Here is an 18,069-nt window from a genome sequence, read left to right on the forward strand (position 1 = left end):
AGTTGGGCCGATTGTTGGTGTCCACAGTTTATGGAATGTGGACACCTGAAAAAATGGCACATGAATTGTCAAGAGGAATCAAACCTTCGGATGAGGTTTATTGGGGGCTGGGGTTTCAAACGAACAATTCCGCCGGAGGCATAGGCTCCGATCGCCCCTCGACAATACTATCCCAGGCCCAATTTCTAAGACTCGAAGCTTTATTGAATTTGTTGATTAGCTCTTCCGGAATATCACCGACCTTGTCGTTTAATTCAAATTGCGGCGCCATCGCATATTGAACGTCGAGCCCCATGTAGCCGTGAATCAGTCGATACATCAATTTAGCACGTTGCGGCCAGCTCAAGACCCTCTTGTTCCCTCGCTTGGTCTGATAGACCATCAAGTTAAGGTGGGCAGATGCGTGAATATAGTCGCTACTAATCATCCACATCTTTAGATGAGGCATGACGCCGAGCGGCAATATACGCTCAATCAGTATATCCAAAAGGGGAAGTGCAACCTTTCGAGCATAAAGTTCAATCCCCATCATCAAGATTACGTTATGCACGGTGAGAGCGATTTTTGTAGAAAGCACAGCGCGCTTCTGGCTGGAAGCTTCCAGGAGCAAACAAATTAAACAAGTCAAACAGTCCAAGCTGGCTCGACGCTCAAGCTGGTCTAGGACCCTTTGTGTAATGGGTTTTCTATTGGAATAGGAAGATAAACCTGAAAACGAACAAACAAAAATAATTTCCTGAACGTCGAAGCTCAACGTCCTCAAAATCATCTCAGCGTCAATCTCTCCTGGATCCGTGAGTTTCAGAATCCGCCAAAGTGGGTGGTCGATTTCTCGTGTGGATCCGGGCGCAAGCAACTCTACTCGCTTTAGCGTCTTGGACTTGGGCGTATGGATACTTTGCTCATACCGCGACCATTTACTGCGGTAGTGACGAATAGTGCCATTGCTGTTTCTCTGAAAAGATTCTTTTTCAAAGTGCCTTTCAAGCTCGTACGCAGTGTGCAAGGAAGTACGTTGCTTCAGACCCTCGTACCAGTAGCGCAAACGGATTGCCTCAATGGACTCCCGCAAAATTGGTTTTTTTTCATCAAAATGTTCCCGCATTTCATGTGAAAACGTCAGGTAAAGCTGTTTGATTCTATTGAAATCAGACACTTACTGAATCTTCCAGTGACCCTGTACCGTAAAAAATGTAGAAGTCTTACGGCTGGAAGGCAAGGAGCCTGTTTATTAACATGAAGTGTGACTACACAGGACCAGCAGCGTCATGCATGAACATATCGAGATAGACACCCTTGCCTCCGAACTGGAGGTCGAACTTGTAGACCGTTATGGCTTGATGCTTGGGAGTACGGCGCTATGGCGGGAGCTTGGGTACAAGTCACAAGAGGCTTTCCGCAAGGCAAAGCAGCGAGGACGAATTGAGGTCCCGCTGTTTGCCGTGCCAAACCGCCGTGGGTCATTCGCGCTGTCCAAAGAGGTCGCAACCTGGATTGCAAAACAACGCTGTACAGCTCCAGTGCCACTGGCCGAAAGCCTGCAAGAAGAAGCTCAATAGCGCCCTCGGCCATGATTGCGATAGCGAAAGGAGGAAGCAAAATGAGACGTGACTGAACCGAAACTCGGTGGTTCAGGAGCACAAAAAAGCCCGGGGTTGGCGCCCCAGGCTTTTTTTGGTTATGTCCGGTTTCGACTCCATGACATGCCCATTCTGTGTTCCTCCGCGTTCGGCGTCAAGCCGGCCAAACCCCGTTCATCTGCAAATTTCACACGACGCGATTTGTGAGGGCATTCCCATGCCTGTCGCGGGGAGAGAACATGAGGTTACCCATAGAAACCCTGCGCGAGATTCTGCGTCTCGCGTCTGAGAGCCAATTGCCCCATAGAGCCATCGCCCGGTTAACAAAGGTCTCGCACAACACCGTTCGAAGCATCCGCGATCAGCTCAACCAATGCGGCGAGACCTGGGAGAGCCTTAGGGCTCTCGATAACCAAGCGTTTGCGGTGCGGCTTGGCATCGATAAGCGGGGGGCGGCCCGCAGGAAAGTAATTCCTCAGTGGCTGGAGATTCACGAACAGCTACGCTTGCCCGATATGACCTTGGATCTCCTGTGGCAGGAGTTCAGAGAGAACGAGCCTGAAGGGGTCTCGTATGCTCAATTCACACGGCTTTATCGCAGCTGGCTAAAAACACAGAAAGTCAGCATGAGACAGGTGCACCTGCCCGGCGACAAGATGTTTGTCGACTTTTGTGGACGCACTATGCCCATTGTGGACCCGGTTCAGGGGACTACTGCGCACGCTCAGATTTTCGTCGCCACCCTGGGTGGCTCTGGCTACCTTTTCGCTACGGCCGTCGCGAGTCAGACGACTCAAGATTGGCTGTTGTGTCACGTTCGCGCCTTCGAATTTTTTGAAGGAGTACCGCGGTTTGTTGTGCCTGACAACTTAAAGGCTGCGGTACTTAAAACAACTCGCGACCAGGTCATTTTAAACAGAGCCTACGCTGAGCTTTCTGAACACTATGGAACCATGATCACCCCAGCGAGGCCCCGCAAGCCTAAAGACAAGTCCCTCGGTGAGATTGGCGTTCAAATCGTCCAGCGCTTTGTGCTAGCAAGACTTAGAAAACAGTCATTCTTTTCAATTGAAGAGCTTAACGAGCAAATTGATCGCTGGATGAAAGTCCTGAATGAACGGGTCACTCGCACTTACCCTAAAAGCCGCCTGAACCGTTTCCGAGAGATTGATGTTCCGGCGCTGCAACCTCTACCAGAAAGGCGCTACAACTATAGCCAATGGGTTTATCACATTCGTGTGGGGGGCGACTACCACGTCGAATTCAATGGTCACAACTACTCGGTACCGTATCATTATGCCAATCAGGTCGTGGATATGCGTGTAAATGCTGAGTGGCTTGAGGTCACCTTTCAACGACAAATAATCAGTACCCATCGTATTGAGAAGGACCGGGGTGTCAGCACACTGCGTGAGCATTTAGCACCGAACCACTGCCAGTTCCAGGATTCGCAACCGGCAGTTCTTTTGTCATGGGCGGAAGGCATCGGTCCGGCAACTTTGTATTTTGTTCAGAAAAATCTTGAGGATCGACGAGATTTTGCTACAGGTCTCAGGGCGATTATTTCCCTGCGGCGGGACGTCCGCAAAGAACAAATCCCACCTTCTCGATTGGAATCGGCCTGCGCCTACGCTAACTCCCTCAATACCCTGAGTTCTGAACGCCTGCGGGCCATTTTACGAAATGACTCTGACCTTCGCCGTCCGGTCAAAGTTTTAACGCCAATGATCGAGCATTCGAATATTCGCGGCGCCCAGTACTATGCCTCGCAAGGAGATGAACCTGTATGAAACCAGTCCTAAACACCGCTCAGGGTTTACTTGAACTCGGATTGAATGGCATGGCAACGGCTTACGAGCGGCAGCTTGAGCAGCCAAACCTTCAAAAGCAGCCATTCGACCAGAGGCTTGGGTTGATGATGGAGGCGGAAGCTAGTGAGCGTGCGACCAGAAAAGTTGAGCGATTACTCAAGTCGGCCAGGCTCCGCGAATCGGAGGCGACCTTGGAAACCATAGAGTTTAAGGCTAGCCGAGGCCTCGACCGCAATACAGTTATGACACTGGGAGAATGTGAGTGGTTGAGGCGGCGACAGAACATCATCATCACAGGAGCAACCGGTACCGGAAAAACCTGGCTTGGATGCGCATTTGGAAACCAAGCATGTCGCCTCGGTTTTCACACGACTTATCGAACTGCTACAAAACTTTTTGAAGAGATATCTCTTTCGTACGCGGACCACACGTTGCCAAAGCTTCGAAGGCAACTGATCCGAGCTCAATTGTTAATCATCGATGATTTGGGCATCGGGGGCATCGATGCGCAGCTAGGCCCTTTTCTGCTGGATGTCATTGATCAGCAATCACAAAACGGTTCGTTACTCATCACCAGCCAGTATCCGACGGCGAAATGGTACGACCTGTTCACCGACCCAACTATCGCAGACGCGATTCTTGACCGGATCTTGCACAAATCTCACTTCATCGAGCTTAAGGGTGAGTCAATGCGCAAGGCGAGAAGCCGGAAGCGATGACGCATCCACCTCCGCCGGCAAACCGGGTGGTCAAGTCGAATGCAATCAGTGGTCAGTGGCAATGCAATTGGTCAAGTCGAATGCAAGACCTTTGGTCAATTGCATGCAACTGATTGTTTTTAATGGAAAGTCAGTCCTGCTATCCCATGCTACACAGTTTCGGCTTATGACATTGCGGTAGGACACACTTTGTTGAGGGGGGTGGGGGGCTTGCTCGATGAAAATGGAGAATCGATTCGCTATATCGCAGAAGTGACCATGGAGACGGTGTCGCGAAGCTGGTTCGGTGGCTCAACGGCCGCGTGTCGGACATTGATAGCACGAGATTGGGATCGTATTTTCGTTGCCGATTAAAGATCGCCCGAGGCTGAGCGGTTAAAATTTGAGAGTAATTAGAATGGGTCAGGCCCCGGCTCGACACCTGTGAAGGTGATATCCGCTGGCTCGCCCTCACGTTGCCATCCCAATTGATAGACCAGCCATTGGTGCTTGCCTTCAGAACGATCTGCCACCAGGAGAAGTGTCCATCCAGCACTCAAAAGCCGGTTGGCATTTTCCTCGCTACGGGTGCTGATCAATTTTTTTGTTTGGGCGATGGTCACAGACTCTGACTCCCCTGATGCTTGTCAAAACGTCTCGCTGATCATCCTGACGATCTGTGAGCTTTGGGTCAGGAAGAACGTTTTAAGAATTCTCGTGCTGTCTTTTTAGCCGGCAGTACCGTCGCTATAGGCCTCAGCCATAGGAGAGGTGCCCAGTACATTCCACAGCCTTCTCAGGCAGCTTTCATGAACTCGCACCGAAATGACCCCATAGCCCCTTCGGCCATAACGCAATGCTCAGAGGTACTCCGCGAATGCAGCTTACGACTTGCCCAATAATACTGCCAGGCTCGTTCCGCTGGTTTGCCCGCAGCGCGTTATCGCTCGCGGAGGTGCTCGAGCGTCCACGATGCTTTTGGTCGAGGTGATACGTCATCCATCGCTGGTCAGTGCCAATGCAACTGCTGGTCAGTGCGAATGCAAATGGGTGGTCAGTGGGAATGCAAATGCCTGGTCAACGGGAATGCAAACAGGTGGTCAAGTCGATGCAATTACCCAGGTAATGCAGCTCGGTACGAATGCGGCTCAGATAGCAGCACACCTGCAATCGAGGAATGTCAGTACCCTCGCTGATCATTCCGACAGCGATGATCCACTTCCCCAGCCCTTCTCGAAAATATTTTATCAACTGCTGCGCCCCGGGTGTCCGCGTCGTGACCACTAAACACTCCTCGCCCCTCGACCTGAACACTGCAGCGATCTGGTTGGCATGACGAATGTTCGTCGCAACCACCAAACCACCTGCATCAGGAATTTTGTAGCGAATTTCGTCCAAACGGCTGCAGCCCAAATCGACAACCTTCTCGACCATGTCATGGTGAGTGAGTAGGTCCTCAAAGGTAATGGGCGACTCGTTCAAGAGCTGAGCGATGCTTGGGTAAACGGTAACGATCGGCGTATCGTCTACAAGCTCTGTGAGCCTGACAGCGCTGTTGTCGATGACGACTATGCGCGGTGAGCGGCACACCTTGTCAGCTATGGCCTCCTTCAGACCATAACGAAAATCACTGACGAGCCGCCCTTCGGGGTCTGAATATCGAGCCAAGGCAATTGCCCTATCATCGGATCGCCATGGAGTGCCTGATAGCGCAAGAGTATAGGCCGCCTGGTCTTGCAAACGTTGAAGGATGACTTGTCCCCAAGCGTTACTCAACAGCGGATCGTGCCCAGCGCAATGGTGAATTTCATCGAATACCGCGAGCACTCTGTAGTCATCAACCAACTGCCAAAATGAAGCATCGCGGTGATCCATTGCTTGGTAAGTGGAGGCGACACCGAGCGATCCAAGGCGTCCATCGAAAGACCTGCCCAGTACTGTAGAAAACGTCTTTTGCAAGCCATCAACGACTTGGCAGGATGGCGCAAAGCAGAGCACAAGATCAATGAGATCCGCTTGGAATAAGCACCTTGCAACCTCGGCGGCCATCCTGCTCTTGCCGGCACCCGGAGTGGCCTGGCAAAAGAAATGCGACGATGTCTGATAATGCTCCAACGCAGCTGATACACAAGCGTCTTGCCACACGCGCAAAGCTATCATGCAGCTACCAGCATCTTCAGCGTGTTCTCAATCGCCCGAAGATGTCCGAGCAAACGAGAACTGCGATCCCGCGCCTCGATGTAGTCATCTTCAACTCGAGCCCTAAGCACTGGCATTTCAGTGAACAGCTGCTTATAGCGCTCGGCCTCCCCCAATGCGGTGAGCATGTCTAAGCGGATCTCTTTCGCAAGCGATTCCAACCGCCGCGTCGGACAAACCTCCGAATGTACAAGCGGCTGAACCACTCCGGTCCCCTCCTCGCTCAATGCATCAACGCGGGCCGTGGAGAAACGCTGGCGTACGAGAGAAAGATTGAGAGCAGCGGGCTGGTCCTGCACGCGGAAAAGCTGGTCGCGCCTACGGCGTATGGGATCTTGCTGAACCCATCCTACGCGCTTCAAACGTTGAACCTGATCGTAGATGTAGCGCCATAGCTCTACATCGTTAACCGGCCCATGTAGCTGACGGGCGTAGGCATCCCTCAGCGCACGGATCGTAAATAGCTGAAAGTCTTCATCCTTGAGCAGCTCGAAGACACGCCTGTCTAGCTTGAATGTAGCTGGTTTCATACAGGCAACCACTGCAACGGAAAGCGGGCGAAATACGGATTATAATCCGTCGCCCAGTGCTCAGTAAACGACGGATAGTTCCGCCTTGATGAATCGAGGCGGTTATGCAGGCTCTGGCAAAGGATCTCGGGCAGAAAATCCGTGAGAGAAGGGTTTTGATTGGGTTGTCCCAAGACGCTCTCGCGTTCGCCTGCGGGATAGATCGTAGCTACATGGGCCGCATAGAGAGAGGTGAGGTGAACCTCACCATCGAAAAGCTCTATCGAATAGCCTTACATCTCAAATGCCAGCCCCATACGCTTTTACCCCGCTTGGCGAGATAAGCTAAATGACAGCATCATTTCTTATATGAGATAGAAAAGCATCACCTCTCCCGAGGGTGGGCGGGTGGTAAAACGCGTGCTAACTCAGCGCTCCGATCACACTAAGCCTGCGCCTACCCTTACTCTGCGACATTTTTAGGCATGTAGTGGTCAACTAATCCCGGACACTGCGTTAAGTTTTTCTTCGGCAACAGCGGGCGCCAGCCCGCTGTTGAACTGATGCGGTCGCTGCCAGTTGTAGCGCTGCATCAGAAACCGACCAATATCCTGCTGTGCCAGCGAAGCACTCATATAGCCCACGGTCGGTACCCATTCCGTTTTCAGGCTGCGAAACAACCGTTCCATCGGTGCATTATCGTGGCAGTTTCCACGCCGACTCATGCTCTGCTTGAAGCGATAACGCCACAGCCGCTGACGGAAGCTTCGGCTGCTGTATTGGCTTCCTTGGTCGCTGTGAAACAGTACATTCTCAGGCCGGCCACGCTGTTCATAAGCCATGTCCAAGGCCTTGATCACCAGGTCGGCATCTGGCTTCGATGAAAACGCCCAGCCCACCACGCGGCGGGCGAACAGATCGATCACGGCCGCCACATAGTGCCAGCGACTCTGAGCCCAGACATACGTGATGTCCCCGCACCAGACCTCATTTGGTGCCGACACGGTGAACTCTCTATCCAGCACGTTCGGGATATCAGGCCGCTCCACCGTCGCCTTTTTGTAGGCATGTGAGCCGGGTTGCTTGCTGATCAACTTCATCTCGCTCATCAGCTTGCGCACCTTGAATCGCCCAATCGCTATGCCGTCCTCGCGCATCATGAACATGATGCTTCGGCTGCCCGCCGCGCTGCGGCTTTGGGTGAACAGCTCATTCACGCGGCTGCGCAAAATCAGCTGCTTAACGTCTGGAGATCGGTGCTTGCGACAGTGCGCGTAATAGCAGGATCGGGTGACTTCGAATACCGAGCACAATAGATCAACAGGCTCTTCAGAACGAAGCTGATCAATTAACGCGAACGCTCGTGTTCCTCGGCCATCAAGAGCGCGGTGGCCTTTTTTAATATACTTTTTTCCCGTTCCAGGCGATTGATCCGAGCTTCCAGCTCTTGGATTTTCTGCTGTTCGGGCGTCAGCGCTTTACTGGTCGGAGTCACACCGTTTCGCTCTTCCTGAAGCTGGTTGACCCATCGACGCAGGGCCGACTCCACCAGCCCAAGCGAACGGGCTGCTTCGATATGGCTGTAGCCCTGGTCGAGCACCAGACTGGCAGCTTCGCGTTTGAACTCGGGCGTAAAGGAACGACGTTGCTTGGTCATCGGACACCTCTCTATGGCGAGCATTCTCGCCTAAATGGGTGTCCGGTTTCATTAGACCACTACAGCACTCCCTCACAAAATGCTGCAAAAAAGTTAGTTTCGATAACTGGTTGATTTACAGCAGATAAACGACATCTAACAGTTAGCACAGCTCCAGAAACGGTGAACTGCTTTATCCGCGATACCCCCGCCGTGAAAGATGCTCGCAACTGCGAGCTTTGCACCTCGCTCCAACTTATCCTTCATGCGCTTGAGGCGCTCGCGGATCTTGGTTTGAATCTGCAGTGCAGTGATCACAATCCGGCCACGACGAATCGCAACCCGGACCTTATGATCATCTTCAAAGACTTCACGAATTTGCTCAGATCGCAGATCGATTACTGGATGAACAATCCCATTACGCTCTCGTTTTGAAACGCTGATGCACTTCCCGGCAAAGCCGGATTGAACCTCAATTAGTTCTAGACGTCGGGCAACCTTGTCAGACTTAATCGAGTATTTTTTTCCAATCTGAACACCCGCTGTCAGCAGGTGACGGCCCTCCATGAAGACACGTGAAACGCCTTTCGATTCGCCAATTTTTGCGTTGATGATGGTGGTCATTGTGCTGCTCCAAGTGGTCGACACAGCTCCCCTGACGGGGACTGAGCCCGATCGGGGAAATGACAAACTGGTTGTCCGTACACACCTGGAATGCGGAACAAGTCTCCATACTTTTTTCGTGCAAAAAAAAGCCCCCGCCACGGCGGAGGCTTGATGTCCTGCTTGATTCAGATGGACGCCGGCACTTCCTCCCCACCCAGCGCCTCATACAGAGCTGGGAGGAATTCGGCGAAGGTCATCATCATCAACACGAACGTGGCGTCAGCCTGGGCCAGGGCATCTTCTCCCCCATCCTGGGCAGCCTGCTCCTGAAGCAGCTCTTCGAACTTCACGCGCCTGATCACAAGCTTGTCATCCAGGACGAAAGACAATTTGTCCTGCCAGGCCAGCGACAGCTTGGTCGCGACCTTGCCAGTGGCCAGGTGATTTTTGATTTCGTCGCTGGTGAGATCCTGCCGCTTGCAACGAACCGATCCGCCCTCGTCATGGGTGTCGTGCAGTTCACATTCGTCCAGGACATGGAACCCTTCGCTCGCCTGGCCGGTTTTGAGCCAGTCAGTGAGGGTCGCGCTCGGGGCGATCTTCACAGTCACCGGGCGCACCGGCAGGGACCCCATTACTTCACGGAGCGTGGAGAGCAGATCCTCTGCACGTTTGGCGCTCGCATTGTTGACGATGATCAGCCCGAGCTTGGGCGCGATGGCCGCTGTGATCACACCCCGACGAATAAACGCCTTCGGCAGCATGGCCTGGATCGTTTCGTCCTTGATCTGGTCACGCTCTTTCTTATAGACCTTGCGCTGCTGGGCGCTCTCGATCTCCTCGACCTTCTCCTTCACAGCATCATTGACCACGCTTGCCGGCAGGATGCGCTCTTCCTTCCGAGCACTGATCAGAAAGAAATTCCCGCTCTGGTGAACGAGTGGAGCATCCTCCCCCTTGCCCAGCGGCGCGATGAAGCCATAGGTGACCAGCTCTTGCGAACCGCACGGCCGTGCCGGCTTCGACGCCAGGGCGGCTTGGAGCGTATCCGCGGCGAATTCAATATCTTGGGTCAGGCGGTAAACGGTCAGATTCTTAAACCACATGGTCATGCCTTGTTAGGTGATGTCGGTGATGACAGCGCCCTTATGAGCGCAATCTTGAGTAATTGAGGTTGAAGCAGCTGAGTGATATCTGCCGGTAGTGTGAGCTGTCGATCAGCCGGCAGCCGCGTAGCGGAGGCAATCGATCTCTTGGGATGGGTTAGGCCGGTCAAGCCCTGCCCACCATCCTCCCCACTCCTCACAACTGATCGGTCGCGATGTACCAGGTGCACCTTCTACGCAGAACTTGCCTAAGTCCGACGACCAGCTGACCACCAACAAGGAGGCATCGATGCCCTCCTTCCCGCTCCAGTTCCAAAAATGGCCGGCACTTTCGGGTACCGCCTGTGACCAGATGCGGCGCGTACTGGCCCGCTGGCGCTCAGTAGGCGCATTTTCAAAACGGTTGGACGGTGAGCGGCTGAAAGTTGCGAGAGGGCTTTCAATGGCCGTCTGCTGCAGCCAGGGCATCGGAGAGTTCATGTACGCGATGTAGTTGGCAAAGAGATTCGCGGTGTCACGCACCCCTACCGCGGTTGCGTACTTCAAGAGTTGGGCCGCCTGCGCTGATTGTGGCGCTACGAGCAGCTTTCGCAAAAACGCCGCTTCTGCCGCTGAGAACTGAAGGCTGCCGGCATGGCCGCTGGCTCCTGGTGGAACACTGAGCCCCGCGGCATGCGCCTCGATCATGGCCCGGTCGACCTCAGCATCGAGCGATTCGCCGCTCAACAGCGCGTCGATGCCGATACGTACCATTGGGGTATTGGCTTTCCCGGTTCGGAGGGCAGGGCCACGCAAGTAGAAATAGCGCTGGGCGGCCTTCAAGAGCAACGCCGCAATGTCGGCGGTGCCAGCGCCAGTTGCGCCAGGAGCTACATCAAGCAGGTTCCCCATGGCGGTCGTCCTTCACTGCGCGCTGGCGATCGACAGTCGCGGCAGCTGCTGCAGACCTGCCTTCGGTGTTTCGTTACCCTGAGCTGCCCTGATCTGCGCCAGCTCTTGCTCCAGCTCCTCACAACGCCGGGTAACCTGCGCCAGTGTGCGCACCGTCAGGTCGCCATGCTTATCCTGCTCGATGCTCAAGTCCAGGCGGGCGATGATTTCGGAGTTCATGCTGCGGTGATTGCCTTTCGCGATATCAGCGATCTGCTCGCGCATGCCGTCAGGCAGACGGACCACAAATTTGTCAGCTGTGCGGGAAGACTTGACGGGCAGGGATTGGGACTTGGGCATGGGGATTAACCTCACTATGACGGGCTGGCGGCATTACAGGTAAATGGTGATTACGCAGCGCGAAGGTGCCGGGATTTGTTCTCGCGGCTCTCCTTGGCCTCGACAGTCAGGAGCGATCGAGGATTTGAGAGCAAGCGACGGAGACCAATCGGCTCACCGGTGTCTTCGCACCAGCCGTAACTACCGTCTGCAATCGCAGACATGGCCAGCTTGATATCGCGCACACTTTGGTTTTCACGCTCGATGCTGCCCAGGATGGACTGGCGCTCTTGTTCGATCAGTGCGGCGTCCACTTCATCAGGGGCTTTCTCCAAGCCCGTCAGATCGACGCGCAGCTGCTCGATGCGCCCCATGGCTGTAGCACTTTCGTTCGCCAGCAGGTTTTTGAAGAACGCTACTTGCTCAGGGTTCATGTACTGGTCGTCGGGCTGTTGCAGCAGTTCCTGAGGGGTCATCGATTGGGCCTCGTGATTGGTTGGGTCAATGTGCCTGGCGCCAGCGTTTCGTCTAGAGAAACGGCTGCTTGATGTCACCATGCTGTCATTTTCACACGCACCGATATTACTGGCAGTATCCGAAACGCACAACAAGCAAATTACACATACGTGTTATGCATGCTGAAAAAATAAATATGACCCGGTCTCCAGAGCTTCCTGCAGGCGTAAAAAAACCCCAACGCCTAAGCGGTGGGGTTTGGGTGAATCGTTAAGCCGCTGCCGGCTGAAGGCTTCGTTTGTCCACGTAGATTTCCTGCACGAGATGAACCCGATCTGGATTCTGCTGCGCGAATTGAGCAAGAGCGGCGCCCGGGCTACCACCACCACAGCGGAATGTTTGAAGCGCACCCTCGTTTGGCATCGAGTAGACCAGCAGGAACGCGGTGTCCTCGTGATAGCGGTTGGCGGCGTAGTCAGCAGCTTTCCCTGTCAGGCCCGCCATTTCAACAACCCACTGCAGGGTTTGAGCTCGAACCTCAAGCTCGATCATCGCCTCCTCGCCAGTCCGGGGGAACTGAGCCTGAGACAAATCGCGGCCCATGTATGCCGTCGTCGCTTTTTCGAACTGACTAAGCATGAGATGAGCGAAATCGCCGAATTGGAACGCCAGCTTGGCCTGCAGAAGATCCAACGGCTGGTAGAAGTCAGGAGCCTTCCAATCAGCTGGTACACGGCCTTCAGTGGAGACTGCTACTGCTTGGTTTGGGTTAGTCATGGTGCGGCACCTCATGTGCGTTAAGTTTGTACCTGGAGATGGCCCACACGGACATGTATGACGGCCTCTCCCCTAGCGCTAGGTGCATGGCGCCGGCATGCAAAAGGCTCACGCCGCTTGATCGTTCCGGATGTGATCTGCAGGGACGCTCACGACATCCCCAAGCCACCGCCGTACGGCCTCCCTCTGAGGTGCGACTGGGCAGCCAGGCTCAGCGCTCATCATGAAACCAAAAGCCTTGAAGCTCGCTTCACGCATGGCCCATTCCAAGCTTCGTCCGCTCAGATCTTCGACAAACACGGTCTGGTACGAATGGTCTGTTCTGCAGCGACCAAGCAAGCCCGGTGCGGTAGCCCGGGCGAGTAGCGCCGAAGCGCCAGCGGCGAGCTCAGCGCCATTCTCATCCGCTACCACCCAGTCCCAGTGGTTCGCCGCGACGACGTCACGTAGGCTGAGCTGGGGTTGTGAGAGGTGCGATTTGGCCATGTCGAGCGCATGCTGCGCATTGGCTGCAGCGAACAGTTCGCCGGTAACGACTCGGAATGCTTTCAGGCGGAAAGTATCTGCGGCATCGGGGTGTTGCTGGGTAGGTTCGGTATGACGCATGGGGGGCTCTACGCAAATTGCTTCAGGGGTAATGGGCGCTCTCATAACCGCCACTTCAGCCAACACCTGCTCGCACCATCCGCACCTTCACCCCTCGCTGCTCGAAAGCCTTGGCTACGCGCCCTTGACGCTCGTCATGGCCATCGCCGAAGACGATCGCGTGAGTCACCCCGCCTGGCAGGGTGTCGGGGGTCGGATGCCTGGTCACCGAGGCCAACGGGACATTCAATTTCTTGCTCAACAGCTTGCGGTGGCGTTCACCCGTGATTAAGCAGTCAATGACGACCTGGTTCACCTGGTGATCAATGATGAGCTTGGCGATCCGGTCAGCTTGAGCGCTGTCGATCGCGGGGCCCGGGGTGCTAATGAACAGCTTTGAGATGACCTGGGCCGCAGCCTTATCAGCCTCTCGGATGAAAGCCAGGAGCTGACCGCAAGCATTGCAGTTGTATAGGGCCGTCTGCCTGACCATGCGGTTGTGCCTTTTGGTCGATAACCGGAATGTTCTACCTTCACACCCGCACTGGTACAGGAACTCCCTCTTTACAGATCTCGATGTGTCAAGCTGGTGACATCTGTCGGCCTGGACCTTGAACACCTCAACCATAATCTGGGTCCATTCGGCCCCGTGCGGATCGACCTCAGCCCCCCATACCAGGTGAGTGACATAGTGGGCGACCTCATGCGGACAGATTTGATCGAGGTACTCTGAGAGATTCTCTCGCGCCAAGATGCGGTTAAACCGGAATTGCAGGTCGTAGCACCGGCCAGACCCTTTGTCTTTGCGGTACCTGAACATGCCACCGGATTTACCAGTGAGGTTAAACAGGACCGGTATCTCTGGAATGTCACGGGAAAGATGAGACGCCGCCAGCCCCAGGCACTCTGTGACACGGGCCCTGACCGCCTTCAGTTCGTCGACGGGGAGCATCAGGCTTCAGCCTCTGGCAGCACCTGGTTCAGCTGGGTTTCACGAGCAGAGGAAGGTGTATGCATGGCTGGGGGCGGGCTCCTGGACAGAAGCCGCAGATATTACACGTACGCGTTATGTATCGTAAACGCACAAATTAGATTGAGGAGCCAGCTCACCGGCTCTCTGCAGATGCGCCGATCGCCTTTCCGCGGGCAAAAAAAACCTCAGCACTTGGGCTGAGGCTTCTTGATGGTCGCTATCTTCATTGCTACCTAGGCACGAGCTTTACGGCGGCGAGAAGTATCCGGTCATAGCGCATGACCAATTGTTTAAGACGGCGGCTAGATACGTTGCCGTTGATCGCCTTGGCTACCATTCTCTCGTGACGTGCTTGGGCGCGACGCAGCCGCTGGCCTTGTTCTCCTCCCCACAATTTGAGAGGCATCTCCGGACCAGTGGGGGTCGAGTTGAGTGTTCCCATTTGCAATCTCCTGAGGCTTGCGTTGCATGACTCAGGGAGATGCGGAACGCAATTACATACGCCTCATTCGACTTTCATTTTTCCAAGACAACAACGAGCCAGCGACCAAAATTGCTTGCTTCCCGGTGGCGGCACCGCTCAATCCGCCTTTGACTTTTTCGCCCTGGGCTTCTTGGGGATCACAATATTTGGCAAGCCGCGGACCGCGTCATCCCAGTGCGGATCACGGTCAAGGTCGTTGACCACTTTGCTGATCCACACAGCCGTCTTATCCCAGCGGATGGCAAGCTGGCGGCCATTCCAGCCGCGGGCCTTGTACTCAGCTTTGAACTCTGCCGGGGTCAACAGCGGCTGTTTCAGTTGAACTTCGTTTTCCAAATTCATGCACTCGAAAAATTTGATGTCGAAGGCTGGTCGAGAGTCCACCCTCACCTTCGTACGCTACCACGCAAGCGCGGAGAGAAGAGGCATTTTTAAACTATAGGACAATAATAATCAACTGGGAACAGCCTGCCCTCTTCAGTGGGGCACAAAAAAACCCGGCCTCGTGAGCCGGGTGGATGAAACGTTATTGGTTCAGCATCCGAGTGCCTGGCAGTCGTCGCAAAGGCCAATCTGGAATACTTCAAGATCGGTGAAGCACCGGGTACATTGCTCGACATCATGATCTGCCGCAGGCTTGCTGATTGCGTCGCCGAACTCGGCAACCAGTGCAGCGTAGTGATCGCTGGTTGAAGCGTCACCGCGCAGCTCAAAATAGCGGTCCTCGGTCTTCGAGTAGGCTTTGAACACTTGCTTTCCGTTGAACTGGCTGGCGCCCACTGAAACGGGTGCAATGTTGCGCAGCATGGCGATGGTCACGGGCATTGTTTGCATTGGGTTCTTCCTCAAGGAGTGGGTTGGCCGTATAGCTAGGAATGGCCAACAACACCTGATAAGCCGCCCCAGACGGCAGCTCCCGCGGGCGAAGCTGCGGGTATCAGCAGCCGATCGCCGCAGGCTCTTTGAGTTGCGCCTTCCTGACAATACCTTCCTGAGCAGGAAGCGCAGGTGTAAAAAACCCCGATCTGCGTGAGCAGAACGGGGTGGTGCAGCGTTAGGGGACCAGGCCTGGCGGAAGGTACTACCAGTGCGAAGGCCACTGGATAGAATCGTCATCGTCGTAGGGGACAGGCTTCACCTTGAACCCAACAAGCAGAATCTCCAGCAGTTGCTCATCGTCCTGGGGCAAATCAAACCAACCTGCCTTGTAAAAGCGTCTCGCGAAGCTGTAGTCATCCCACAGCCGCTCGATATCGTTCTCGCTGGCCATGTAGCCTGCATTCGCCAATGCCGCACGTATGCGGCGAACATCAGCACTGCGTGCCGACGGCGCCGGCGTGTATTGAAGGTATTCCATACTGCTCATCCGCCAATAATCACTTTTTGCTCGTGTTGACAACGTCACGCAGCGCGTTTGTAGGCCTCGATTCGCTCGTCGGCTGCGGCCAGGTAGCCCTCGACCCTCGCACGCGCTTTGGCCATGTTTTCGACATCATCAGGTTTCGCACGCGAGCACGAAATGTTCGAGACCTCAGTCAAAACACGTTGGGTCATCTCTTTCCAATGGGAAACCTCACCGGCACTGCAGCAGGCATGGTAGTCATTGACCTTGCGGTGGAGACGGTCGTAGGCACGGCGGTACTCGGCGACAGGGACGGTTTTGTTGCTGCTCATGGGTGGCACTCCTCAGAAGGGAAATCTGGTTGAACTTGCCCATGGAGATGGCTCACGCACACGTGTAACGGATGTGCCGGCGAGCGCCAGCGTCCTTGTTCTGCCATGTAACTCATCCCTGAGCACGATGTTCAATTCCTCAGGAGAGAAACCATGACAACACTCGTGAAAGTAGCGACCTGCTTGACCCCGGAACTTGCGCGTACCATCGTCAAGATGGCGTGCATCGTGCGCATCTCTCAGACCGGAGAGGGTGTAGAGATTCGCGACACCAGACCCCTGCCCGATCGCTTGGAGTCCCCAATCGAAGGGCGTGGTGTCGTCCGTACATTTGGCTCCACGCATTTCTTGGTGACCGAGGACCTGGCGCACCGGCTCGACGCAAAACACCTACCAGGTGAGCCGACTGAAACTTCACCGGTGACCGCGGCAGAGGATTCCGACGCGCTGAAAACGCTTATTGCTGACCGGCTGGGATCTCAAGGTTGGCTGATCGTCGACGACCTGAGCTTCAACTGCACCTCTGGTGTGGCCAAAAAGCAGTACCAAACAGCGGTCGGCATCAAAGAGGCAATCGCATACCTGCAAGCCGGGGATAACGGCGCCAGGCGCCTGCTCGCTGAATATTACAGCGAGGGCAACAATGTGCTGAGCACAACCACTGCGACCTTCACCCCAGACTGCTCGACAGAGGCTGTAGAAGCGGGCACTAGCCGTTTCGCAGCCCGAGTTGACGACGTAGTCAGCGGCACCTATGCCGTGCGCCTGCTTCGTCCTCGCGACCTGGCTGCGGTTGGTAAATAGCACCACCACGCTCCCCTAAACGAACGCTCCACCATACCCCGGGTTCGCCTGGGGTTTTTATTGGCCAGAGTTTCCTTTTGCATGTGCGGCATCACCGCGTACATAGCCAACAATCCACCGGGCGGAGACACCATGAACCATTATCAGCAACTGATCGCAGACGAAATCCTGTCTGTTCAAGGACAGAAAGACTATTGCTTGCAAGTCCTATCCGCCGGCGGCCTTCAAAGCTGGGAGTCGAAGGAATACAGCGACCTGGTTGAGGAATACGACCAGAAGCTCAAAGCGCTGAATGAACGATTGCCCGCGGCAGGCTGATCACCAGTCCTCCCTTAAACCCTCCAACCTCACCCAGGAACATCATGACCAACGCAATCGAAGCACAAGCACAGAAGGTCCGTGCCGCCTATGCAGTTACTGGCAGCGTCAACCCTGAATACGAGCGCGAATTCGACATGCTCTCGGATATGCGTCGTGAGAACATGGCCCAGGAGTTCCGCGCAGAGCGTGGCCTGCCCCCCACGGCCGAAACCCCGTATGACTGAGCCTCAGGAACCTGAGTCTTGAGCATACACACCACCGCCCCCGGCTTGCTGGGGGCGTTTTTCGTTGTGCTTCCGGTCAGGTAGAGCCAAGCGGCAAAGCGAAAAAGGCACCAACCAAATCGCAGCTGGCCTCTTGTGGGTTGCATCGGTTGCCACGTAGGTGTAAATCACCGTGTGCACGCAAATTTCAAGGAACAGGCATGACTGAACAACCCGACCAGGAGCTGTATTACGAGCTTCAGATCGCCGCCAATCGCCAGACTATCTGGATTCACAGCAGTGATGGCTCAACGGTCGGTCGATTCAGCCCTAGCAGCCTGTCGGACTTGAATTCATAAATGGACAGAGCGCGACAAAGACAAAGCGAATTGCCCACTATTTGAGCGTTTTTAACCGGTTGTTGCCCTGAATTTCCTG

The 18,069-nt window shown here is 54.8% G+C and carries 24 protein-coding genes and 1 pseudogene; 8 read left to right on the forward strand and 17 right to left on the reverse strand.

Going from position 1 to position 18,069, the window contains the following annotated elements; genetic code table 11:
• Positions 1 to 115: 115 nt before the first annotated feature.
• Entirely contained in the window at positions 116 to 1,156 is a 1,041-nt protein-coding gene (locus ACE4QZ_RS01490; RefSeq protein WP_410480345.1) for a hypothetical protein, read from the reverse strand.
• Between the two features lie 112 nt (positions 1,157 to 1,268).
• Here ACE4QZ_RS01490 and ACE4QZ_RS01495 point away from each other — a divergent pair, with 112 nt between their 5' ends.
• The 3 genes from ACE4QZ_RS01495 (at position 1,269) to istB (ending at position 4,110) form a co-directional block, all read left to right on the forward strand.
• Entirely contained in the window at positions 1,269 to 1,559 is a 291-nt protein-coding gene (locus tag ACE4QZ_RS01495) for a hypothetical protein (RefSeq protein WP_410480346.1), read from the forward strand.
• Between the two features lie 260 nt (positions 1,560 to 1,819).
• Positions 1,820 to 3,370 carry an IS21 family transposase gene (gene istA / locus ACE4QZ_RS01500; protein WP_410480347.1) on the forward strand — a complete coding sequence of 517 codons (1,551 nt, stop codon included), beginning with the start codon at positions 1,820 to 1,822 and terminating at the stop codon, positions 3,368 to 3,370.
• Positions 3,367 to 4,110 carry an IS21-like element helper ATPase IstB gene (gene istB / locus ACE4QZ_RS01505; RefSeq protein ID WP_410480348.1) on the forward strand — a complete coding sequence of 248 codons (744 nt, stop codon included), beginning with the start codon at positions 3,367 to 3,369 and terminating at the stop codon, positions 4,108 to 4,110. Before istA ends, istB begins: the two co-directional genes overlap by 4 nt.
• 392 nt (positions 4,111 to 4,502) lie before the next feature.
• On the opposite strand, the gene ACE4QZ_RS01510 is transcribed toward istB, so the two are convergent.
• The 3 genes and pseudogenes from ACE4QZ_RS01510 to ACE4QZ_RS01520 form a co-directional block, all read right to left on the reverse strand.
• Positions 4,503 to 4,712: a hypothetical protein gene (locus ACE4QZ_RS01510; protein ID WP_410480349.1), complete on the reverse strand. Its 210-nt coding sequence runs from the start codon at positions 4,710 to 4,712 to the stop codon at positions 4,503 to 4,505.
• Between the two features lie 499 nt (positions 4,713 to 5,211).
• Positions 5,212 to 6,249 (reverse strand): annotated as a pseudogene (locus tag ACE4QZ_RS01515) (DEAD/DEAH box helicase); the annotation flags it as partial.
• Positions 6,246 to 6,818, reverse strand: coding sequence for a hypothetical protein (locus ACE4QZ_RS01520; protein WP_410480350.1), 573 nt, complete (start codon positions 6,816 to 6,818; stop codon positions 6,246 to 6,248). The pseudogene ACE4QZ_RS01515 and the gene ACE4QZ_RS01520, both read right to left, overlap by 4 nt.
• Positions 6,819 to 6,922: 104 nt before the next feature.
• Here ACE4QZ_RS01520 and ACE4QZ_RS01525 point away from each other — a divergent pair, with 104 nt between their 5' ends.
• Entirely contained in the window at positions 6,923 to 7,141 is a 219-nt protein-coding gene (locus ACE4QZ_RS01525; RefSeq protein ID WP_410480351.1) for a helix-turn-helix domain-containing protein, read from the forward strand.
• Positions 7,142 to 7,291: 150 nt separating this feature from the next.
• Here ACE4QZ_RS01525 and ACE4QZ_RS01530 read toward each other — a convergent pair.
• From ACE4QZ_RS01530 to ACE4QZ_RS01590, 13 genes are all read right to left on the reverse strand, one after another.
• Positions 7,292 to 8,454, reverse strand: a protein-coding gene (locus ACE4QZ_RS01530; protein WP_410480352.1) for an IS3 family transposase whose coding sequence is annotated in 2 segments (ribosomal slippage) — positions 7,292 to 8,199 and positions 8,199 to 8,454 — 1,164 coding nt in all. Because the reading frame shifts where the segments join, the coding sequence is not laid out codon by codon here.
• A gap of 135 nt (positions 8,455 to 8,589) precedes the next feature.
• Positions 8,590 to 9,057 (reverse strand): hypothetical protein, encoded by a 468-nt coding sequence (locus tag ACE4QZ_RS01535; RefSeq protein WP_410480353.1) that lies wholly within the window; start codon positions 9,055 to 9,057, stop codon positions 8,590 to 8,592.
• 167 nt (positions 9,058 to 9,224) lie between these two features.
• Positions 9,225 to 10,145, reverse strand: coding sequence for a recombination-associated protein RdgC (gene rdgC, locus ACE4QZ_RS01540; protein WP_137162099.1), 921 nt, complete (start codon positions 10,143 to 10,145; stop codon positions 9,225 to 9,227).
• Positions 10,146 to 10,256: 111 nt separating this feature from the next.
• Complete coding sequence (locus ACE4QZ_RS01545; protein WP_410480354.1) at positions 10,257 to 11,036, reverse strand: hypothetical protein; 780 nt, start codon at positions 11,034 to 11,036, stop codon at positions 10,257 to 10,259.
• A gap of 12 nt (positions 11,037 to 11,048) precedes the next feature.
• Positions 11,049 to 11,375, reverse strand: coding sequence for an Arc family DNA-binding protein (locus ACE4QZ_RS01550; RefSeq protein ID WP_410480355.1), 327 nt, complete (start codon positions 11,373 to 11,375; stop codon positions 11,049 to 11,051).
• Positions 11,376 to 11,425: 50 nt separating this feature from the next.
• On the reverse strand, positions 11,426 to 11,830 hold the full coding sequence (locus ACE4QZ_RS01555; protein WP_410480356.1) for a TraR/DksA family transcriptional regulator: 405 nt from the start codon (positions 11,828 to 11,830) through the stop codon (positions 11,426 to 11,428).
• A 250-nt stretch (positions 11,831 to 12,080) separates the two neighbouring features.
• On the reverse strand, positions 12,081 to 12,587 hold the full coding sequence (locus ACE4QZ_RS01560) for a hypothetical protein (protein WP_410480357.1): 507 nt from the start codon (positions 12,585 to 12,587) through the stop codon (positions 12,081 to 12,083).
• 108 nt (positions 12,588 to 12,695) lie between these two features.
• The gene (locus ACE4QZ_RS01565) at positions 12,696 to 13,193 is read right to left on the reverse strand and encodes a hypothetical protein (protein WP_410480358.1); all 498 of its coding nucleotides are present in this window, start codon (positions 13,191 to 13,193) and stop codon (positions 12,696 to 12,698) included.
• A gap of 55 nt (positions 13,194 to 13,248) precedes the next feature.
• Positions 13,249 to 14,124 carry a SprT-like domain-containing protein gene (locus ACE4QZ_RS01570; protein WP_410480359.1) on the reverse strand — a complete coding sequence of 292 codons (876 nt, stop codon included), beginning with the start codon at positions 14,122 to 14,124 and terminating at the stop codon, positions 13,249 to 13,251.
• 601 nt (positions 14,125 to 14,725) lie between these two features.
• Positions 14,726 to 14,971 carry a hypothetical protein gene (locus ACE4QZ_RS01575; RefSeq protein WP_410480360.1) on the reverse strand — a complete coding sequence of 82 codons (246 nt, stop codon included), beginning with the start codon at positions 14,969 to 14,971 and terminating at the stop codon, positions 14,726 to 14,728.
• A gap of 192 nt (positions 14,972 to 15,163) precedes the next feature.
• On the reverse strand, positions 15,164 to 15,463 hold the full coding sequence (locus tag ACE4QZ_RS01580; protein WP_410480361.1) for a hypothetical protein: 300 nt from the start codon (positions 15,461 to 15,463) through the stop codon (positions 15,164 to 15,166).
• Positions 15,464 to 15,710: 247 nt separating this feature from the next.
• Positions 15,711 to 15,986: a hypothetical protein gene (locus ACE4QZ_RS01585; protein WP_410480362.1), complete on the reverse strand. Its 276-nt coding sequence runs from the start codon at positions 15,984 to 15,986 to the stop codon at positions 15,711 to 15,713.
• 44 nt (positions 15,987 to 16,030) lie between these two features.
• Positions 16,031 to 16,303 (reverse strand): hypothetical protein, encoded by a 273-nt coding sequence (locus tag ACE4QZ_RS01590; RefSeq protein ID WP_410480363.1) that lies wholly within the window; start codon positions 16,301 to 16,303, stop codon positions 16,031 to 16,033.
• A 153-nt stretch (positions 16,304 to 16,456) separates the two neighbouring features.
• Here ACE4QZ_RS01590 and ACE4QZ_RS01595 point away from each other — a divergent pair, with 153 nt between their 5' ends.
• From ACE4QZ_RS01595 to ACE4QZ_RS01610, 4 genes are all read left to right on the forward strand, one after another.
• Positions 16,457 to 17,107 carry a hypothetical protein gene (locus ACE4QZ_RS01595; protein WP_410480364.1) on the forward strand — a complete coding sequence of 217 codons (651 nt, stop codon included), beginning with the start codon at positions 16,457 to 16,459 and terminating at the stop codon, positions 17,105 to 17,107.
• A gap of 132 nt (positions 17,108 to 17,239) precedes the next feature.
• Positions 17,240 to 17,425 carry a hypothetical protein gene (locus tag ACE4QZ_RS01600; RefSeq protein WP_225786353.1) on the forward strand — a complete coding sequence of 62 codons (186 nt, stop codon included), beginning with the start codon at positions 17,240 to 17,242 and terminating at the stop codon, positions 17,423 to 17,425.
• 44 nt (positions 17,426 to 17,469) lie between these two features.
• On the forward strand, positions 17,470 to 17,652 hold the full coding sequence (locus tag ACE4QZ_RS01605) for a hypothetical protein (protein ID WP_410480365.1): 183 nt from the start codon (positions 17,470 to 17,472) through the stop codon (positions 17,650 to 17,652).
• Positions 17,653 to 17,852: 200 nt separating this feature from the next.
• Positions 17,853 to 17,990, forward strand: coding sequence for a hypothetical protein (locus tag ACE4QZ_RS01610; protein WP_410480366.1), 138 nt, complete (start codon positions 17,853 to 17,855; stop codon positions 17,988 to 17,990).
• Positions 17,991 to 18,069 lie beyond the last annotated feature (79 nt).

It is taken from the genome of Pseudomonas sp. DCA-1, assembly GCF_046523955.1.
GTDB classification, from domain to species: Bacteria; Pseudomonadota; Gammaproteobacteria; order Pseudomonadales; family Pseudomonadaceae; genus Aquipseudomonas; species Aquipseudomonas putida_Y.